Below are 15,748 nucleotides of genomic sequence, written 5' to 3'. Positions count from 1 at the left end.
TATAATAAGAATCAAGAACAAAAGAGGGAAACCTCCGATCATATCGGCGGTCTCCCTCTCTTGCATTAATAAGTCATTCTCACTCCTACTCCTGAATGCTGAAGGTATAGGCTCCTCCAGCTTGTACAGAGAAGACCAAGACTCCGTTCTCCTTGACCTCTGCCTTTACTTCCTCACCCGCTTTATTCGCCACCTTAATGGCTGAGGCTCCCGTCCGAACCATACACATGCCATCATAATCCGAACGAATCTCAGCAGCAGACAGTTGTCCGCTCTTCCATGCAAGATCGACCTCATATCCACCTCTTGCACGAAGACCGCGGATTGATCCGTTCTCCCAAGCCTGCGGAAGAGCAGGAAGCAGTTCAATATATCCTTGATGTGATTGAAGAAGCAGCTCAATGATGCCCGAGGTTGCCGCAAAGTTGCCATCGATCTGGAACGGTGGATGTGCGTCGAATAGGTTCGGGTACACCCCGCCGCTCTCGTATCTTTCGGAGCCGTCGCGAACAAGCTGAAGCAGATTGGATACGAGACGATGCGCCCGATCCCCGTCTTGGAAGCGTGCCCACAGCCCCACTTTCCAGCCTAAGCTCCAGCCCGTTCCACCGTCACCGCGTCTCTCCAGTGATACCCGTGCGGCCTGAAGGAGCTCCGGTGCAAGGCTTTCGGTAATTTGGCGGCCAGGATATACACCAAATAGATGAGATACATGTCTATGGTAAACATCTTCATCCTCATAATCATGGAACCACTCCTGGAGCTGACCATATTTGCCGATCTGAAGCGGTGGAAGCTGATCTCTTGCTGCAAGCACTTCTTGCGCAAATTCAGCATCTTCTCCCAAGACTTCAGTCACTTCAGCAATATTAGTGAACAAATCATGCATGAGGGCAAGATCCATCGTCGCTGCCGTTGTCACCCCATACAGCTCACCGTCGATTCTGTATCGGTGCTCCGGCGAGGTAGATGGTGCGGTTACAAGCATGCCGTTCTCATCCGGAATGAGCCAATCGAGACAGAAGAGTGCAGCGTCCTTCATGATCGGATACGCTGTATTTCTTAGGAAATCCTCATCCTTCGTAAACACATAATGCTCATATAAGTGCTGACAGAGCCATACCCCGCCCATCTGCCATAGTGCCCATACTGGATCGCCATGCCCGAAGTTTCCTACAGGAGCTGTATGTCCCCATAGATCTGTATTGTGGGAAGCGGTCCAGCCTCGGGTTCCATAGTGAACCTCTGCCGTCTTCTTGCCGTTGACGGACAGACGTTTGATCAGATCGATTAACGGTTCATGACATTCAGACAGATTAGCTGTCTCAGCTGGCCAATAGTTCATTTCCGCATTGATATTCAGTGTATAATTGCTGCTCCACGGCGCTCTCGTTTCGTGGTTCCAGATGCCTTGTAGATTCGCAGGCTGTGTTCCCGGTCTGGAGCTGGATATCATCAGGTAACGTCCATATTGGAAGAGAAGATTCACCAGATAAGGATCCTTGCCTCCATATTCCACGATACGTTCATCTGTCGGTAGATCTGCTGGTGCGAGTCCTGGTCCAAGATCAAGCTCCACCCGTTGATACAGTCTTTGATAATCCTCTACATGACGTGCACGGAGCTCTGCATAATTATATTGTAATGCATTCTCCAGATTCTTCCTCGCGCAGGCAGATTCATCCTTGCCTTCTTTACCCGGCGAACGGTCATAACCATTGAAGCTGGTTGCCATGCTCAAGTAAATCGTAGCACGATCTGCACCCACGATCCGAATACCTGATGCATCGACCTTGGAAGTTCCGCCCTCATGGGTTACGGCAATACGTCCTTCAAAACGCATCGCATCCGTTTCTCCAGGGTTACCGTATCGGATCGGATTGTCCGCAGGGTAATAGCTTGGGTGTACCACTTCTGGTGCATATCCGGATAGAATAGCGTGATTTCCATCGAAAGCCTGCTCATGACGAAGCAAACTGCTGAAGCTTGCCTTAAAGCCCAGCCTTCCCGGAACACTCGACTCAAGCCGCATAACAATAATTTGATCTGGATAAGAGGCAAATACTTCTCGGGTATACACCGTCTCCCCGATTTGGAACTGAGTTGTAGCAACGCCTTCAGTCAGCTCCAGAGTACGTTTGTAATTCCAGCCGATATCCCCGTGATCAAAGCTGATATTCAGATCGCCAAAGGGCAGATAAGACTGGGTATAGGCACCCATCATTTTCTTGCTCAGCTGGTCCGCTTCTGCATGCTTACCTTCCTTCAGCAAACGGCGTACCTCAGGCAAAACTTCAAGAGATTCAGGATTATTCCATTCCTTCGGTGGACCAGACCATAAAGTGTCTTCATTCAGCTGCAATCTCTCCAGCTCCATCCGTCCAAATACCATGGCACCCATTCGGCCATTGCCGATGGGAAGAGCCTCCGTCCATTCCTTGGCCGGACGATTGTACGTTAAGAACATGAACTTTCCTCCTACTTGTATTTTTTATACCGAAATAGGCGAGCAGTCGCTGCCATCATCCTATATCCGCATGTTTTTCCTAAAACGTTTTAGAAATCTTGTTATCCTGCTGCACTAATGCTTGATTCTGCGCTTCTATTTTCAGATGAAAGCGGATTCCGCTCTCCTCTGTTATCGTCCTAAAAAAGTGACAAAAAAGCAAGTCCTAAATGTTGAACAATGATTGCTCCTCAGTTCGAATACAAGTAATTTACACGAGATTTTTTGCTGACCCCAATAATAAGGGAAAGACTCGAAAGGGAAGCCATTGACGCTTGGAACCAAATGAAACGACTGCCCGGCCGCAACAAATACGAACCTGGTTCATCCTTATAGACCTCATTCATCATAATAATTGGCATATGTAAAAAAAGAGAATCTCCCTGACATGCTGCTGCGGGAGATCCTCTGATTTCATATGAAATTTCATTATATGACACTTCAATATACTTTATGAATCACATCTTCAAAATCCGGTTCCTGCATCTCGACGTCCTCGATCTCACCCCATTCACCAAGCTCCTTCAAAATTTCCATGGTGGTGATCTTGCTTCGATTGGCTTCAACGGTAATCGTATTCTCGGTCATCTGTGACAATTTCATCATCGGGTGGCTATACACCGCTGCAGATGAAGGGATGGAACAGCCTCCCCGGTATGAGACTTTAATAATGGTAGGAAGACCGATATTATCCCGCAAGGATTGAACCGTTCCATCATAGGTAAGCTGTCCATGATTAATCACCATGACCCGGCTGCACAGCTGCTCAATATCGTCCATATCATGGGTTGTCAGCAGAATTGTTTTGCGGAGTTCCTCGTTAAGCAGCTTCAAGAAGGATCGAATATTCCGCTTGGCATTGACATCAAGCCCGATTGTCGGCTCATCCAGAAACAAAATGTCCGGTTCATGCAGCATCGCTGCCCCAAGGTCCGCCCGCATCCGCTGTCCAAGCGACAGCTTACGGACCGGTGTATCCCAGAATTCCTTCAGATCCAGAAGCTCGGAGAATTGATCGATACGCCTCTTCTTATCGGTATCCTCCACACGGTACATCTTGGCAAGAATATCATAGCTGTCCCTGACGGGCAGATCCCACCACAGCTGACTGCGCTGTCCGAATACGACACCAAGTCTCCTTACGACCTGTCTGCGCTGTTCATGCGGATTCATCCCGCTCACCGTTACTTTACCTGCACTGGGATGAAGAATGCCGGTCAGCATCTTGATGGTTGTCGATTTCCCGGCACCGTTCGGACCGATATAACCGACAAACTCACCCGGCTCAATCGTGAAGCTGATGTTGGTTACTGCTTTTTTCACATGGTATTGTCTGGAGAAGAATGTACGCAGGCCAGAGAACCTGCCTTCCTGTACAATCGGTATTTTAAATTGTTTGTGTAGCTCCTGAACTTCAATCATGATGAGCGATACCTCCTTTAGCTACCTGTGCTCTGATATTTCGTTATGCCAAAACTCCAGAACCTGAGGCTTACCGTCAAGCACACCAGTGCCGCACCTAAGACAACCCCAAGCACCCAAGGTCCAACCTCACCGCGTAAAATGTAAAGTGCAGGCACATAATTGACCAGTCCTACAGGCAGAACGACCAGCAGCAGTCCGGCAAGCCAGTTCGGGTACAGCGATATGGGATACCTTGCTGCCGTTCCCGCCGCGTCTTCGGTGAATGTCTGCAGCTCGCTGATCCGTGTCGTCCAAAATCCGAGAGTGGCCGTGGCAAGACCGATGGAGAAGAGGATGACCGCTCCGGTAAGGATGACAAATAGTGACTGCGGGATGGCCACCCATCCGATCTGCCCCGAGCTCATCATGCCGTAGATCGACCAGCCGAACACGAAGCCCCCCTGCAGCCATTCACCAAGCATAATTCGGAAGCGCTGAGGCAATAGAGTAAACAACACGGGCAGCGGCCTTGTGAGCAGCTGATCCATGTCCCCACTGACCAGATATCTCTCCAGATGGTGAACTTCATTGGCAAGTGAGCGGTACACCGTTTTGGACAAGGTCATGATGGCAAATAAATAGCCGACTTCATAGATGGACCAGCCTTGAATGGCTCCGAATCGGTTCAGGACGATGGCAATCATCAGAAATTCAGCAATTTGAATGAGTGCGGCAAGCATGGCACCTAGGAAGAAATTGAATTTGTACTGCATTGAGCTTTTGATGCTGGTGCGTATGAGAAGAGAGTAGAGTTCAAAGTATGCTTTTAGCTTGTTCTGCTTCATCCGCCCTGCACCTCCACTTTTCGTCTCAGAAAATAGGTCGCAAGGAAACATTGCAATGTGAGCAGCACACCCCAAATAACGGTACCCGCAAGCAGATGAGCATCCGGGTATCCCAGATAGATCCTGGTAGGCACATACAGAAGATAAGGATAGGGGGAGAGCCAGGCGACGGTTTGCAGCCATTCCGGCAGCCATTCAATAGGAATGAAGAACCCGGCAAGCAAATTCACGAGCGCATGATGAGCCCACTGCAGCCAGGATGATTCGGTTGTCCACATGGCTGTAGCACCAATGATGTAATTGATGCATATTCCCATGTAGGCAGCCCCAAGCAGACTAATCGCTGTCCATATGTAAGTCATAGCATCGGCGGGGAGCTGCAGGTGAAATGCAATGAGGTAAACGATGTAGATCGGAATGGATTTGAAGATGAACTGGTAGAGCACCTGTCCCCATTCCCGGCTCATCAAATGCATGAACAAGTGGACAGGCCGCATTAAATCCATGGCAATATGCCCTGTCCGTACGGTTTCAGGGATACCAAGTCCATTCGTCAAGAAGGTCGTAACCCACAGGGAAGCTTGCGTAAACGCAATGTAACTGACCATCCCGTAGGTCCCGTATTCGCCGAGCGTATTGTCACGACCAATGCCAATCCAGATGTAGGCATACAAGTAGCCGAACATGACGCTGGCAATATTGTGCACCATATGTGCACCACGGTATTGCAGGTTTCTTGCATAGGCTTTTCGAGCCAGGGTGAAAAAGAGCAATTTGATACACCTCCGATAAGCTTGATGAGACGTTGAAACATACGCCCACTTCAGACAAGGTGAAATGCGAGAGAAGGACACTATCATACCAAAACCATCCATTTTAGGCAATCTCTTTTTTAATCGACAAAAAAAGACCCTCGGGAAGAATCCGAATCCATAATTTTCTTCCCTGCAACAGGAAGGATTACCGCTTCGTCGTTCTTCGCGATGGTCTTTTTCGAACCACTTATTTATCTGAACAGCTCAATTTACAAATCCTTTCGCTGGAAGCGCAGAATGCCCCATACGAATACGATGGCCGTGTAGATGAGAGCATACACGACAAATGTGCCGGAAGGCGGATCACCAACAAAAAACTCAGCTACCATACCGCTGATATCAACAAGCCCGCCAAGCTCATCCATCCCAATCAAACCATGCATCATTTTTCGTTGCAGTGCATCGACAGGCATCAGCATCGACATCAGTCCGGAGATATTGGACAGCTTGACGGCTACCTCCGCATCCATGATATCAATAATCCCTATGCTTCGAATCTTATCAAGCATACCTCCAAGCCAGCCCGCGCCAAACAGCATCGTCATAAACACGCCATTACCAAGTGAAGAGAACCTTGTGGAACCAAGCATCGTCAAGGAGATCAGCAGTACAATGACCAGCGCATACAATAAGAAAGCCTGGATATGAACCATCGGTTCCTGAGGAATTGTCGCATGAATATCTGTGATGATCATAATGGCGGTATAGAGTACTAACGTATAACACATTAACAAGGATACATAACCAAGCCATCTGCCGATATAAAATTTCCACCTTGGGATCGGTCTTGGCAGGAGTGCTTGCATGACCCCTTGTTCGGCCTCACCTGCTATGGAGGAGAAGGAGCTGAAGATGGACAGCAATGCCACAACGAATCCGGCGAAGAAAAAGCCGATCATCATCATCAATACGCCGCTTGCATAGTCTGTGATCAAATTGCTTCCCGTTGTAAAGCCACTGTTCCGATTACTGTCAGCTATTGCTCCTCCAATAAACCAGTAAGCAATTAAAAACAAAATAGAAAGAATGCTCGCAAGGATCATGACACGCTTGCGCAGCATCTCTTTCCAGGTCATATTCATAATAAGTATCATTCGTGTTCCCCCCGATGGCTAAGTCCCGAAACGGCGGTAAGGAACCAGTCCTCAAGCTTGCCGGTGACCTTCGTCACTTCATATAGCGTCATCCCCTGCTCCATAATGAGGGAATTGATCCAGCCTGCCTGCTCTTCGCTTTCGAGCTCAGCGGTAAGCCAAGTGTAATGCTGTTCTTGAGTAGTGGGAGATGAAATTGCCGTCTTACTGTCTACCTGAATAGCGATCCCGGTCTCTTCTTGTAACCAGGTCAGAATTACCGGCGTATAGCCTCCCACTTTAAAACGGTAGGTTATACGCTGTTGAAGGACAGAACCTACATCTCCGGCGCGTAGAATTTCCCCGTTGTTGAGCAGTGCGATCTGATCACACACCGCTTCGACATCCTCAAGCATGTGCGAGTTCAGGAATATCGTCTTTCCTTGAGCCTTCAGTCTTTGTAAAATGGAGCGAACCTCCTTGCGTCCGACCGGATCAAGTGCGGAGGAAGGCTCGTCCAGAAAGACCAGCTTCGGATCGCTTACCAGTGCCGCTGCGAGTCCAAGGCGCTGCTGCATCCCTTTGGAATAATCCTTTACCTTGCCTTTGCCCCGGTTGCCGAGCCCCACTTCATCGAGCAGTTCGGGAATGCGCCGCTTCGCATCGGAAGATTTAACACCGCACAGCTTGGCATGAAGCTTCATGACCTCTTCGCCGGTCAGCCACTCTTGATATCGAAACAGCTCAGGCAAATAGCCAATTTGTCCTTTCGCTTCAACGGAGTGAATCGGATGTCCAAAGATCGATGCACTGCCGCCTGTTGGATAGGTCAGCCCAACGAGCATTTTGACAAAGGTGCTCTTGCCCGCTCCATTCGGGCCGAGGAAGCCAAAGGCTTCCCCTTCCTGAACCGTAATGGATACGTCACGGCAGCCGCGTCCGTTACTAAATTGTTTGGTTAGACCTTCGGTGTGAATTGCGGCCGTCATTCCGTGATCATCTCCTCCACCTCTGCGAGCAGTTTTTCTTTTGAATCAAACAACGAATCCCCGGACAGATTGAATAATACGCCGTCCTGTGTCCATGCAGCTGTATAAACGGGCTTCCCGGTCGAAGACACATAATCTTGTTCAACAATAACGACCGGCACTTCCTTCACTTCCACCTTCTCTGCATCTCCATCCGTGAACACTGGCATTGGAAGCTTGCCGGACAAGATATTGTCTGATTTAATTGCTGTCTTCAGTTTATCCGGCAGCAGCGGGAAATCCAGCACTGCCTGGACTGCTTCTTCGACCGGCACAGAAGGATCAACCTCTACAGTTGGAAGCTTCTGTTGAGATAAAGAAGCATACAGATTCTCTCCATCAGCATCAGCATGATAATATTGATGCAGCGTCTCTGGAATATGGAGCGTAATTGGCTTCCCATCAAGAGATTCAGGCATTAATTCCTTGGCACCAAGCCGCGCCATCGTCGAGTTGACCTCATGAATGTTCAATTTCATCGTGATCGTCTGTGAGCTGAATGCGTAATAACCTTCTTCATTGAAAATGTCATTCTGATATGCTGTAAGCCCGGTGATCTCTTCGATCTCTTTCAAGCTTAGTTTTTCATTGTTTAGTTCAGTTCCATATGCATTCGTAAACGAACCATGCTTGTTGATAAAGTCCGATGAACTGCTTCCTTCGGATACAGTGTTGAAGAATTGCATAACATCCCCTTCATTGACCACCGTCACTTCATCCATTCGGAACTGATTCAGTATGGCGGCAAGTGCCTTGTCTCCGAGCGGAGTCGCAATCATTACCCCCGCCACAGCAGCTGCCGTCGCTATACTCAGCCACTTCTTAACCGGCTTCTTCATGGTATGCTTCTTCTTCACAACAGACGTTTTCTGTTCCTGATTCTGATGATTCGTCATATCGATTCTCTCTCCCCTGATTTCATTATTTAATACACCGTATAATGCATCTTCCTCAAATGAATGTGCTGCCTTAGGCTCGATTCCACGCTCCATGGACCATGATGACCACTTGGGGCTCATTTCTTCTTTTTCAAGCCTTGACGCAAGCTTGTTCCAAGCAGCTTCAAGCTGCTTGTTCTCGTCTACTCCGTTCGGCTTTGATGTCATATGCAGGTTCAACTCCTAACTATGCTAATTGGTATAACCCTCAGGACTGTGGTGCGGACTTTCCCTGAACCTTTCTCCTCAGCTTACTTGTAGCTCTGCTTAACATCGAGCCGACAAGGGGAGGTCTTACATTCAGTTCTTCCGCAATCTCTGCATAGCTGTAGCCTGAATACTTCAGCATCAGCAGTTGTCTGTCGCGCTCCGGCAGCTCGTCCATCCATTCACGCACTTCCTCCTGATCCATACGCTTCAGTACAATCTCTTCTCCAGAGGACAGGAGCTGCTCTCTGCTGTCATAGTACTGCTCCTGCTTCTCCTTGAGTTTCCGTTCTCTTATTTGCCTACTCATATAATCATATCCGATGCGCGTCAGTACACGGTGAAGCCATGCACCCATCGCAGCCGGATCATCTGGTGGATTCCGATACAGCCGAATAAATACCTCTTGCGCAAGATCTTCCGCGGCGGCTTCATCCTGGATCAGAGCCATCAGTTTTCGTCGCACAATGGGATAATGCTCTTCAAACACTGTACGGAAAACCTCGATTTCCTGTCCTCCCATATGTTTTACGTCTCCTTTCAGCTGCAGCTATACATAAGACGAACGATGGTTTATTTTTATAGCAGGTTTTATAAAAATGTTTAATTAAGTCCTTCTCGAAACTTATTGAACCGAAGAATTTGGAACTATATCTATCTATTGTTAGTGAAAACTATATGATGGGTTCGATATATTGTCTAAAACTCAGCCGACATCACTTATTTACCGTGTCGCCAGGTCCTATATGAATTATACCGAAGCTGGATCACAGCTCGTCATTCCAAATCTTGTGCATTCGAATCAATTTCATAAATCATAAAAAAGGTGAATTTGAAACTATATATACTCTTGATTGAAGCAGCCAAAGGTATTATGAAATTGATTCATCCCTATTGATCAATTCGACAAAATGAAGTACCATCATGGGGTGAGCTTCCATTAATCCACCGATTCATCATATGAGGTCTCACCTATACACTACAATTAAGATCGTCGCATGTAACTGGCGTACACGGTGAACCGTGAGGGAGCATGTGATTAGATATAGCCGTACGCCTGGGCAGAGGTAAGGAAACTTAGGTTTCCTTGCCTCTTTTTACTTTGGAAAGGGCGATGTGATTGATGAGTGACAACACACTGATTCTGAATGGTCAAACGGTAGCAGATTACATGAAAGAAGAAACAGGAGCGAAGGTGAAGGAACTGAAAGAGAGGGGGATTCAGCCTTGTCTGGCTACCATTTTGGTGGGGGATGATCCTTCTTCGGCAACTTATGTACGTATGAAAGGGAACGCCTGTGCACGAATTGGGGTCGAATCGATCAAGGTCGTGCTTCCTGCTGAGACAACGACAGAGGAGCTGATTCAGGAGATCAACAAGCTGAACCAAGACCCATCCGTTCATGGAATTTTGCTGCAGCATCCGGTTCCGCATCACATCGATGAAAGAGCTTGCTTTGACACAATCAGCATCGAAAAGGATGTGGATGGGGTAACCACTCTTGGCTATGCATTGAACGCATTTGGCGAAGCCGATTATCCATCCTGCACACCACAGGCCATTATCCGCATTCTCGACTTCTATAACATTCCGCTGGAAGGAAAACATGCCGTGGTGATCGGCCGTAGTCCGATTCTCGGCAAACCCGTATCCGCGATGCTGCTGAATCGGAATGCAACCGTGACGACCTGCCACTCCAGAACCGTAAATATTGAAGAGATTGTGAAACAGGCAGATATTGTTGTCGCTGCCGTAGGCAAACCAAATTTTGTACAAGGAGATTGGATCAAGCCTGGCGCCGTTGTCGTGGATGCAGGATACAATAAAGGCAACATCGGTGATGTCGACTATGATGCCTGCTTGCCTCACTCCTCTGCCATCACACCTGTACCTGGCGGTGTGGGCCCGGTTACCATTGCGACACTTATTGAGCATACGGTGAAGTCAGCGTACAAGTTATTACTGAAGTAAGTGCAGTAACATTAATATGTGATCTTCTCCATCTGTTAACTTCCAATCGTTAAAAAAGGGTGTCCCTCAGTCTCTTACCGAGACTTTTGGGACAGCCCCCTAAATTATTTTACATAGAATATCACAGCATCACTGGCGTTGCCTTCCCCAGCAGATCATTTAATCCCCTTTAGATACTCCCGGAACGTCTCATCCGTCAGCAGCTTTAATTGAAAGCTGTTCAAACTATGGGATAGCTTGGTCTGTTCCTTCCAGGTAAGATCCGTTATAAAAACAGCCAGCTCCAGCGTATTTCCCTGTTTATCCGTCGCATACATGGCATTCGTCAGGACAAACATCGTGGAGCCGCCTTTTTGCCCTGCATGCTGGAGCCATTCTTGGTTGCGGGAATCTCGCATGAGTCCTTCCATAACAGGATCAAGGTATCGATGCACCTCTTTCGAGAAGTAAGATTTGCTGTTCAGCTTCTCCATAATGGATACATAATCCTGTGTTGTTGAACGGGGCAGCCGGTCAGACCAGACCTTCTGAAAATCCAGACTGAGCCATTTGCTGAGCTCCTTCTTGTCTTCTGAGGTTACGGGTGAATATTCGGTTATGTATTTGCATGGCTCGAAGCCGATAATCTGCCAAATCCATTTTCTTGATTGCGGATAGCGTCTCTGCCTTGGTTAATTGCTGTTCATTCATTAAGTCACTGGCGACGAATAGTTAGCTGGCGTAGATCCTAACGTTCTTAGTTAGATAGACTTCTAGATACTCTTTATATAGAGTAAATAATTTTATATTCACCTACTTACTCTTCTTCTTATTATAACAATCAGCACTATACAGAGTTATTAAATGGTTTCTCACCAATCGAATTCTGACCAGTTGCTTAACGAAAAAAACTCAGCTTTACTAATACAAGCTGAGTATCTAGACCAATTATTTATGATTCAACTCTACTACTTAATTGGAGCGTATCGACTATTAATGTATACAATTTATTCTTGAATCACCTCGACCTCTCTCTGGCAATAATATCTACTAGACTAAGTTTAAATTTATTATAATCTTGCTCAATTAATAGTGCTTCTTCGAAATTGAATAAGATATATGCTGGATATTCATCTATAAGCAACTCTTCACTTATTATCTTAGCATCTTCAGTAGAGGATTTTAGTATTCCGAATTGACTTATATATTGGAAATTTTCAATATATAAATCTGATAATAATTCATTTTCGACAATGGTATCACTTTTCTCCTCAACTATAAAAAAAACAGCATAGCTATTGGAGTCCGGTGCGAGATAACTTTCAATTTCAGTATTATTTTGGCAACCTATTAAACTCATTAGCAATAAAGAAGATATTAAAATAAGAACCTGTCTGGTATAGATCAAAATGATGCCCTCCTTTATCTAATCAAAATAAAATTTCTCTAAAATGACACTCCATATTGAGATTAGCTTTTAGAGTTTTTTTATTGTCTAACTTCCAAATAGAAGTGTGTGAAACAAATTCCATCTAACAACATATCAAAATCGCATGCTAACCCACAATAACCTTGATCGAGAAGTCGTACAACGTTTAAGTTCTTTTCAAGAAGAGATCGAACGACTTGATTCCATCCCAGGGATTTCAACTCGAATGACCGAAAAAATCCTCACTGAACTCGGTACAGTTATTAGAAACCAGTTAACTAGCGCGAATCACACGTGTTCCTGGAAAGAAAGTTCAGGCAAAAGGAAATCGTGAAAAGCCAAAAAGGATAATTAATACTTGAGATCTGGATTAACAGGGGCTGCTCAATCGATAAGAGGTTCTAAGAACTACCTAGGTGCAATGCTAGGCGTGTTGCTGCGTGAAAAGGAAAGAAGTGAGCGCAAACATAGTCGCTTATGTCATGTTGCTCTCACTCGTAAAGAAATGTATTTATACTTAGACCAGACTATTTTGATAAACATAGACAATATTCTATTGTTCAGCATGCTCTAAGAAAACATGTATGACTAGGTTACAGTGTAACAATCACAGAACCAGAGGTTTTTTAATTCTGTCTAACCTCCGCAACCTTCAGGGGCGCTCTCCCGTTTTTAAAAACCGGCCGAGCTGTGTCTTCTTAAGTGCTATCATTTACAGACCACCACTGCGTTATTTTCATAGTAGCTTATTGATATAGATTGAAATATAATTAGGTAATTATCTAATCGTTGAAGTAATCAAGCTCTTGTCAATTTCGGTGGATTTCTTTTTTCGTGATATACTTTCCAACCAACCCAAATAACCTCCACGCCTATGGAGGTTTTGGTTAAATATGGTTTAGACTTGGTGGGGCTCCCCCTTCCTCAAGCATTTGCTTTTCGGGTTAGTCCAGCTGTTGGATCATTGTCAGCAATAAAGTGACCATCCCTTGAAACGCCTGGTTTTGAGTGGGACTGCGCCATGTCTCGTTCCAGTCAATCAGCACTTCCTCTAGTTTTCTGGCCTTTTCATTCGCCTTGGATCGTGATCTCCCTGTGCTTTTCTGAATGACCTCAATCCAATCTGCTGTATCTCCCTCTAAACAATGGGACAGCACTCTCAATGACGTTGCAGAAAACACATTCGAAAATACCTGTTTATATCCCGGAAACACTTGCTCCAGTAAGGCTCTGCTGTTTAACTTCGCCTGCACAAAAATCCCCGTAACGAATTCATGCTGCCGAATCCAGTAATTACTGGCTAACCTGATAATACGAAAAGCCGCATTTTATCGACTCTTATTAAAGTATTAATGTTCTTGTCATCTAAAAACATCATAATATCGAATTAGGCAAAATCCTGAAGCAGAGACGTTCCTTCAATCCTAATAAATTGTACGTTCTAGCTCATCTGCAATTCCTGATTTACGATAGAAATAAGTATTGATGATGTCTCTCCATTCCTTTGAATGAGCAAGCTGTCCTTCCAGACGCTTCATTACCCCCTGATAGCGCTCGGAATCTATCACTCCCTCAAGCTTACTCCAGCGCTCAATCAACGTTTCAACACCTTCCACTCCTGCAAAGTGAGTGTCATAAATGTGCTGAATGACCGTTTTGCCGGAGTGAAGCACATGCGTATACGGCACATGATGGAAGAAGAGCAGCAGTTCATCCGGACAAGTCGCAAGCGATTCATACATCTGAGCATTTTCCGGGAAATATTGCGCTGTATATCCGGTACCATTCTTAACTGTCCGATTAACACCGATGCCATGGCAATCCGCAAAATGATATGTTCCCCACATCGAATATTCATAGCCATCTACATTGGGTCCATAATGATGCTCCGGATTGACCATCCAGCCTACGCCAAGCGGTGAAGTGTAGCTCTCATAAATGGGCCAGGAATCCTGAAGCATCGAACTTACAGCCTCAAGCACTGCAGAATTCGAGCCAAAGGTTTGCTTAATCCATTCTGATGTAATCTGCTCTTCAGCTAAATCCGGATTCCAGGTCAACCGGCCGTAGCCATATAAATTTGCCTGCGCAAGGGTGTGACCTGTCCAGTTATGATCATCACCTACATTAATTACGGCCGTAATTCCGCTGTATTTATAAGGATACAATTCACCTGAAGCGACCTTCTTGATCTCAGATCCCGCTCCATTCGCGTAAGTATCAAAATCAAGAATTTCCTTCCACTGTGGAATCAGGTAGCATAGATGTCTTTGCTGGCCGGTATATTCCTGTGTGATCTGGAACTCCAGAACCTGGTTCGTATGCGGCATCGCCCCGAGAAGCGGAGACACCCCTTCCCGAGCCTGAAAGTCCATCGGTCCGTTCTTGATTTGAAGAATCACATTATCCTTGAACTGTCCGTCAAGCGGCTTGAAATGATCGTACGCGGCGCGGGCCCGATCTGTCTTGCGGTCTCTCCAGTCCTGGCGGCAGTTGTAGACAAAACATCTCCAAATAACGATGCCTCCGTAGGGCTCCAGTGCCTCAGCCAGCATATTGGAACCGTCGGCATGTGTCCGGTTATATGTAAACGGTCCAGGACGGCCCTCAGAATCAGCCTTGACGACAAAGCCCCCAAAATCAGGTATGTAGCTATATATTTCCTGTGCTTTATCCTTCCACCAAGCAGCAACCTTCTCATCGAGCGGATCAGCCGTAGCTATCCCTGCAAGCTGAATTGGGCTGGCATAATTGGCGCTAAGGAACGTCTTAATACCATATGCTCTAAAGATCCCTGCCACTATCGCCACATCCGGCAAATATTCCGGTGTGATCAGCCTTGTCTCCACCTCATGCACGTTCACATTGTTAATCGAAATTCCATTGATTCCAATCGAGGCCATCAGCCGGGCATAATCACGAATTCGTGCATCATCATTAACAAATTGATTGTCCTTGAAGAAGATGGATTTACCCGCATAACCTCGTTCAATGGAACCGTCCATATTGTCCCAATGGTTCATCATTCTCAGCTGGTTCTTCGGATTCTCCATGATGTGGATCTCCCTTAGATCCTCTCCCATCTGAAGCAGGCGAAGCAAGTGGAATGTTCCATACAGCAATCCTTTATCGGTCTTTCCCACAACATAAAGAGAGTTTACTGCAGCATTGTTATCCGAAAAAGACTTAAGGACATATCCTTCTTCGTTCAGCTCTTGCGCCCATGAAGCTGCACCAAGCTCTTGTGGCAAATCTTCATCAGAGACAGCAAGACGAATACAGCCTGTAGTTATGGTATCCCTTAAATTCAGCACTTCAGGCAATACACCGAACATTTCCGAAATACCATATTGCAATTCCCGAATGGCTGACTCTGTAATTTGTGAACGATCCATACTTACAATTTTCGACATTTCAAAAGTACCCTGCCAGGATGCCTTCCTCTCGTATCTAAGCCAGCCGCGGTCTGCAGCAGAGTGTGGAAGCTGTGTGATCTGTGCCATGACGTGAAACTCCTCTCCCTTATCTTGCTCTAATTTATGCCAAGCCTAG

At 46.3% G+C, this 15,748-nt stretch carries 14 protein-coding genes and 1 riboswitch; of the genes, 1 reads left to right on the top strand and 13 read right to left on the bottom strand.

The annotated features are described in order from the left end of the window. Window positions 1–85: 85 nt before the first annotated feature. The 8 genes from BM415_RS00475 to BM415_RS00440 all read right to left on the bottom strand — a co-directional run bounded on the left by BM415_RS00475 (window position 86) and on the right by BM415_RS00440 (window position 9,339). The gene (locus BM415_RS00475; protein WP_091153440.1) at window positions 86–2,467 is read right to left on the bottom strand and encodes a glycoside hydrolase family 95 protein; all 2,382 of its coding nucleotides are present in this window, start codon (window positions 2,465–2,467) and stop codon (window positions 86–88) included. 480 nt (window positions 2,468–2,947) lie between these two features. Then, window positions 2,948–3,928: an ABC transporter ATP-binding protein gene (locus BM415_RS00470; protein WP_091153437.1), complete on the bottom strand. Its 981-nt coding sequence runs from the start codon at window positions 3,926–3,928 to the stop codon at window positions 2,948–2,950. 17 nt (window positions 3,929–3,945) lie between these two features. After that, a complete protein-coding gene (locus BM415_RS00465) occupies window positions 3,946–4,755 on the bottom strand; it encodes an ABC transporter permease (RefSeq protein WP_091153435.1) in 810 nt (269 codons plus the stop codon). Beyond that, window positions 4,752–5,528, bottom strand: a complete 777-nt coding sequence (locus BM415_RS00460) for an ABC transporter permease (protein ID WP_091153433.1) — start codon at window positions 5,526–5,528, stop codon at window positions 4,752–4,754. The genes BM415_RS00465 and BM415_RS00460 overlap by 4 nt, the downstream gene beginning before the upstream one ends. A 251-nt stretch (window positions 5,529–5,779) precedes the next feature. After that, window positions 5,780–6,664: an ABC transporter permease subunit gene (locus BM415_RS00455; RefSeq protein ID WP_091153431.1), complete on the bottom strand. Its 885-nt coding sequence runs from the start codon at window positions 6,662–6,664 to the stop codon at window positions 5,780–5,782. Then, complete coding sequence (locus BM415_RS00450) at window positions 6,661–7,632, bottom strand: ABC transporter ATP-binding protein (protein ID WP_091153429.1); 972 nt, start codon at window positions 7,630–7,632, stop codon at window positions 6,661–6,663. Before BM415_RS00450 ends, BM415_RS00455 begins: the two co-directional genes overlap by 4 nt. Further along, the gene (locus tag BM415_RS00445) at window positions 7,629–8,777 is read right to left on the bottom strand and encodes a hypothetical protein (protein ID WP_091153427.1); all 1,149 of its coding nucleotides are present in this window, start codon (window positions 8,775–8,777) and stop codon (window positions 7,629–7,631) included. The genes BM415_RS00450 and BM415_RS00445 overlap by 4 nt, the downstream gene beginning before the upstream one ends. 40 nt (window positions 8,778–8,817) lie before the next feature. Then, window positions 8,818–9,339 (bottom strand): sigma-70 family RNA polymerase sigma factor, encoded by a 522-nt coding sequence (locus BM415_RS00440; RefSeq protein WP_091153424.1) that lies wholly within the window; start codon window positions 9,337–9,339, stop codon window positions 8,818–8,820. Between the two features lie 467 nt (window positions 9,340–9,806). After that, a riboswitch (ZMP/ZTP riboswitch) is annotated at window positions 9,807–9,886 on the top strand. A 53-nt stretch (window positions 9,887–9,939) separates the two neighbouring features. Between BM415_RS00440 and BM415_RS00435 the strand changes: the two genes are divergently transcribed. Then, complete coding sequence (locus BM415_RS00435) at window positions 9,940–10,788, top strand: bifunctional 5,10-methylenetetrahydrofolate dehydrogenase/5,10-methenyltetrahydrofolate cyclohydrolase (protein ID WP_091153423.1); 849 nt, start codon at window positions 9,940–9,942, stop codon at window positions 10,786–10,788. 155 nt (window positions 10,789–10,943) lie between these two features. Here the strand turns inward: BM415_RS00435 and BM415_RS00430 are convergent, their stop codons facing one another. From BM415_RS00430 to BM415_RS00415, 5 genes are all read right to left on the bottom strand, one after another. Next, a complete protein-coding gene (locus BM415_RS00430) occupies window positions 10,944–11,261 on the bottom strand; it encodes a hypothetical protein (protein WP_091153420.1) in 318 nt (105 codons plus the stop codon). 40 nt (window positions 11,262–11,301) lie between these two features. Next, window positions 11,302–11,478, bottom strand: coding sequence for a hypothetical protein (locus BM415_RS24905; RefSeq protein ID WP_170862322.1), 177 nt, complete (start codon window positions 11,476–11,478; stop codon window positions 11,302–11,304). A 307-nt stretch (window positions 11,479–11,785) separates the two neighbouring features. Next, the gene (locus tag BM415_RS00425; protein WP_091153418.1) at window positions 11,786–12,175 is read right to left on the bottom strand and encodes a hypothetical protein; all 390 of its coding nucleotides are present in this window, start codon (window positions 12,173–12,175) and stop codon (window positions 11,786–11,788) included. 965 nt (window positions 12,176–13,140) lie between these two features. Further along, window positions 13,141–13,449: a hypothetical protein gene (locus BM415_RS00420; RefSeq protein ID WP_211753643.1), complete on the bottom strand. Its 309-nt coding sequence runs from the start codon at window positions 13,447–13,449 to the stop codon at window positions 13,141–13,143. Window positions 13,450–13,620: 171 nt separating this feature from the next. Continuing rightward, window positions 13,621–15,699: an alpha-glucuronidase family glycosyl hydrolase gene (locus BM415_RS00415; RefSeq protein ID WP_091153416.1), complete on the bottom strand. Its 2,079-nt coding sequence runs from the start codon at window positions 15,697–15,699 to the stop codon at window positions 13,621–13,623. Between the last annotated feature and the right edge of the window lie 49 nt (window positions 15,700–15,748).

The organism is Paenibacillus sp. 453mf (assembly GCF_900116105.1).
Lineage (GTDB): Bacteria > Bacillota > Bacilli > Paenibacillales > Paenibacillaceae > Paenibacillus > Paenibacillus provencensis.
The sequence above is the reverse complement of the archived record's forward strand: the minus strand, read 5'-3'. Positions and strand labels throughout refer to the sequence as shown.

Bases quoted from the DNA above. Each gene is read 5' to 3' on its own strand.
- BM415_RS00475 (WP_091153440.1), bottom strand. From the start codon at position 2,467: ATGTTCTTAACGTACAATCGTCCGGCCAAGGAATGGACGGAGGCTCTT.
- BM415_RS00470 (WP_091153437.1), bottom strand. From the start codon at position 3,928: ATGATTGAAGTTCAGGAGCTACACAAACAATTTAAAATACCGATTGTA.
- BM415_RS00465 (WP_091153435.1), bottom strand. From the start codon at position 4,755: ATGAAGCAGAACAAGCTAAAAGCATACTTTGAACTCTACTCTCTTCTC.
- BM415_RS00455 (WP_091153431.1), bottom strand. From the start codon at position 6,664: ATGATACTTATTATGAATATGACCTGGAAAGAGATGCTGCGCAAGCGT.
- BM415_RS00450 (WP_091153429.1), bottom strand. From the start codon at position 7,632: ATGACGGCCGCAATTCACACCGAAGGTCTAACCAAACAATTTAGTAAC.
- BM415_RS00445 (WP_091153427.1), bottom strand. From the start codon at position 8,777: ATGACATCAAAGCCGAACGGAGTAGACGAGAACAAGCAGCTTGAAGCT.
- BM415_RS00440 (WP_091153424.1), bottom strand. From the start codon at position 9,339: ATGGGAGGACAGGAAATCGAGGTTTTCCGTACAGTGTTTGAAGAGCAT.
- BM415_RS00435 (WP_091153423.1), top strand. From the start codon at position 9,940: ATGAGTGACAACACACTGATTCTGAATGGTCAAACGGTAGCAGATTAC.
- BM415_RS00430 (WP_091153420.1), bottom strand. From the start codon at position 11,261: ATGGAGAAGCTGAACAGCAAATCTTACTTCTCGAAAGAGGTGCATCGA.
- BM415_RS24905 (WP_170862322.1), bottom strand. From the start codon at position 11,478: ATGAATGAACAGCAATTAACCAAGGCAGAGACGCTATCCGCAATCAAG.
- BM415_RS00415 (WP_091153416.1), bottom strand. From the start codon at position 15,699: ATGGCACAGATCACACAGCTTCCACACTCTGCTGCAGACCGCGGCTGG.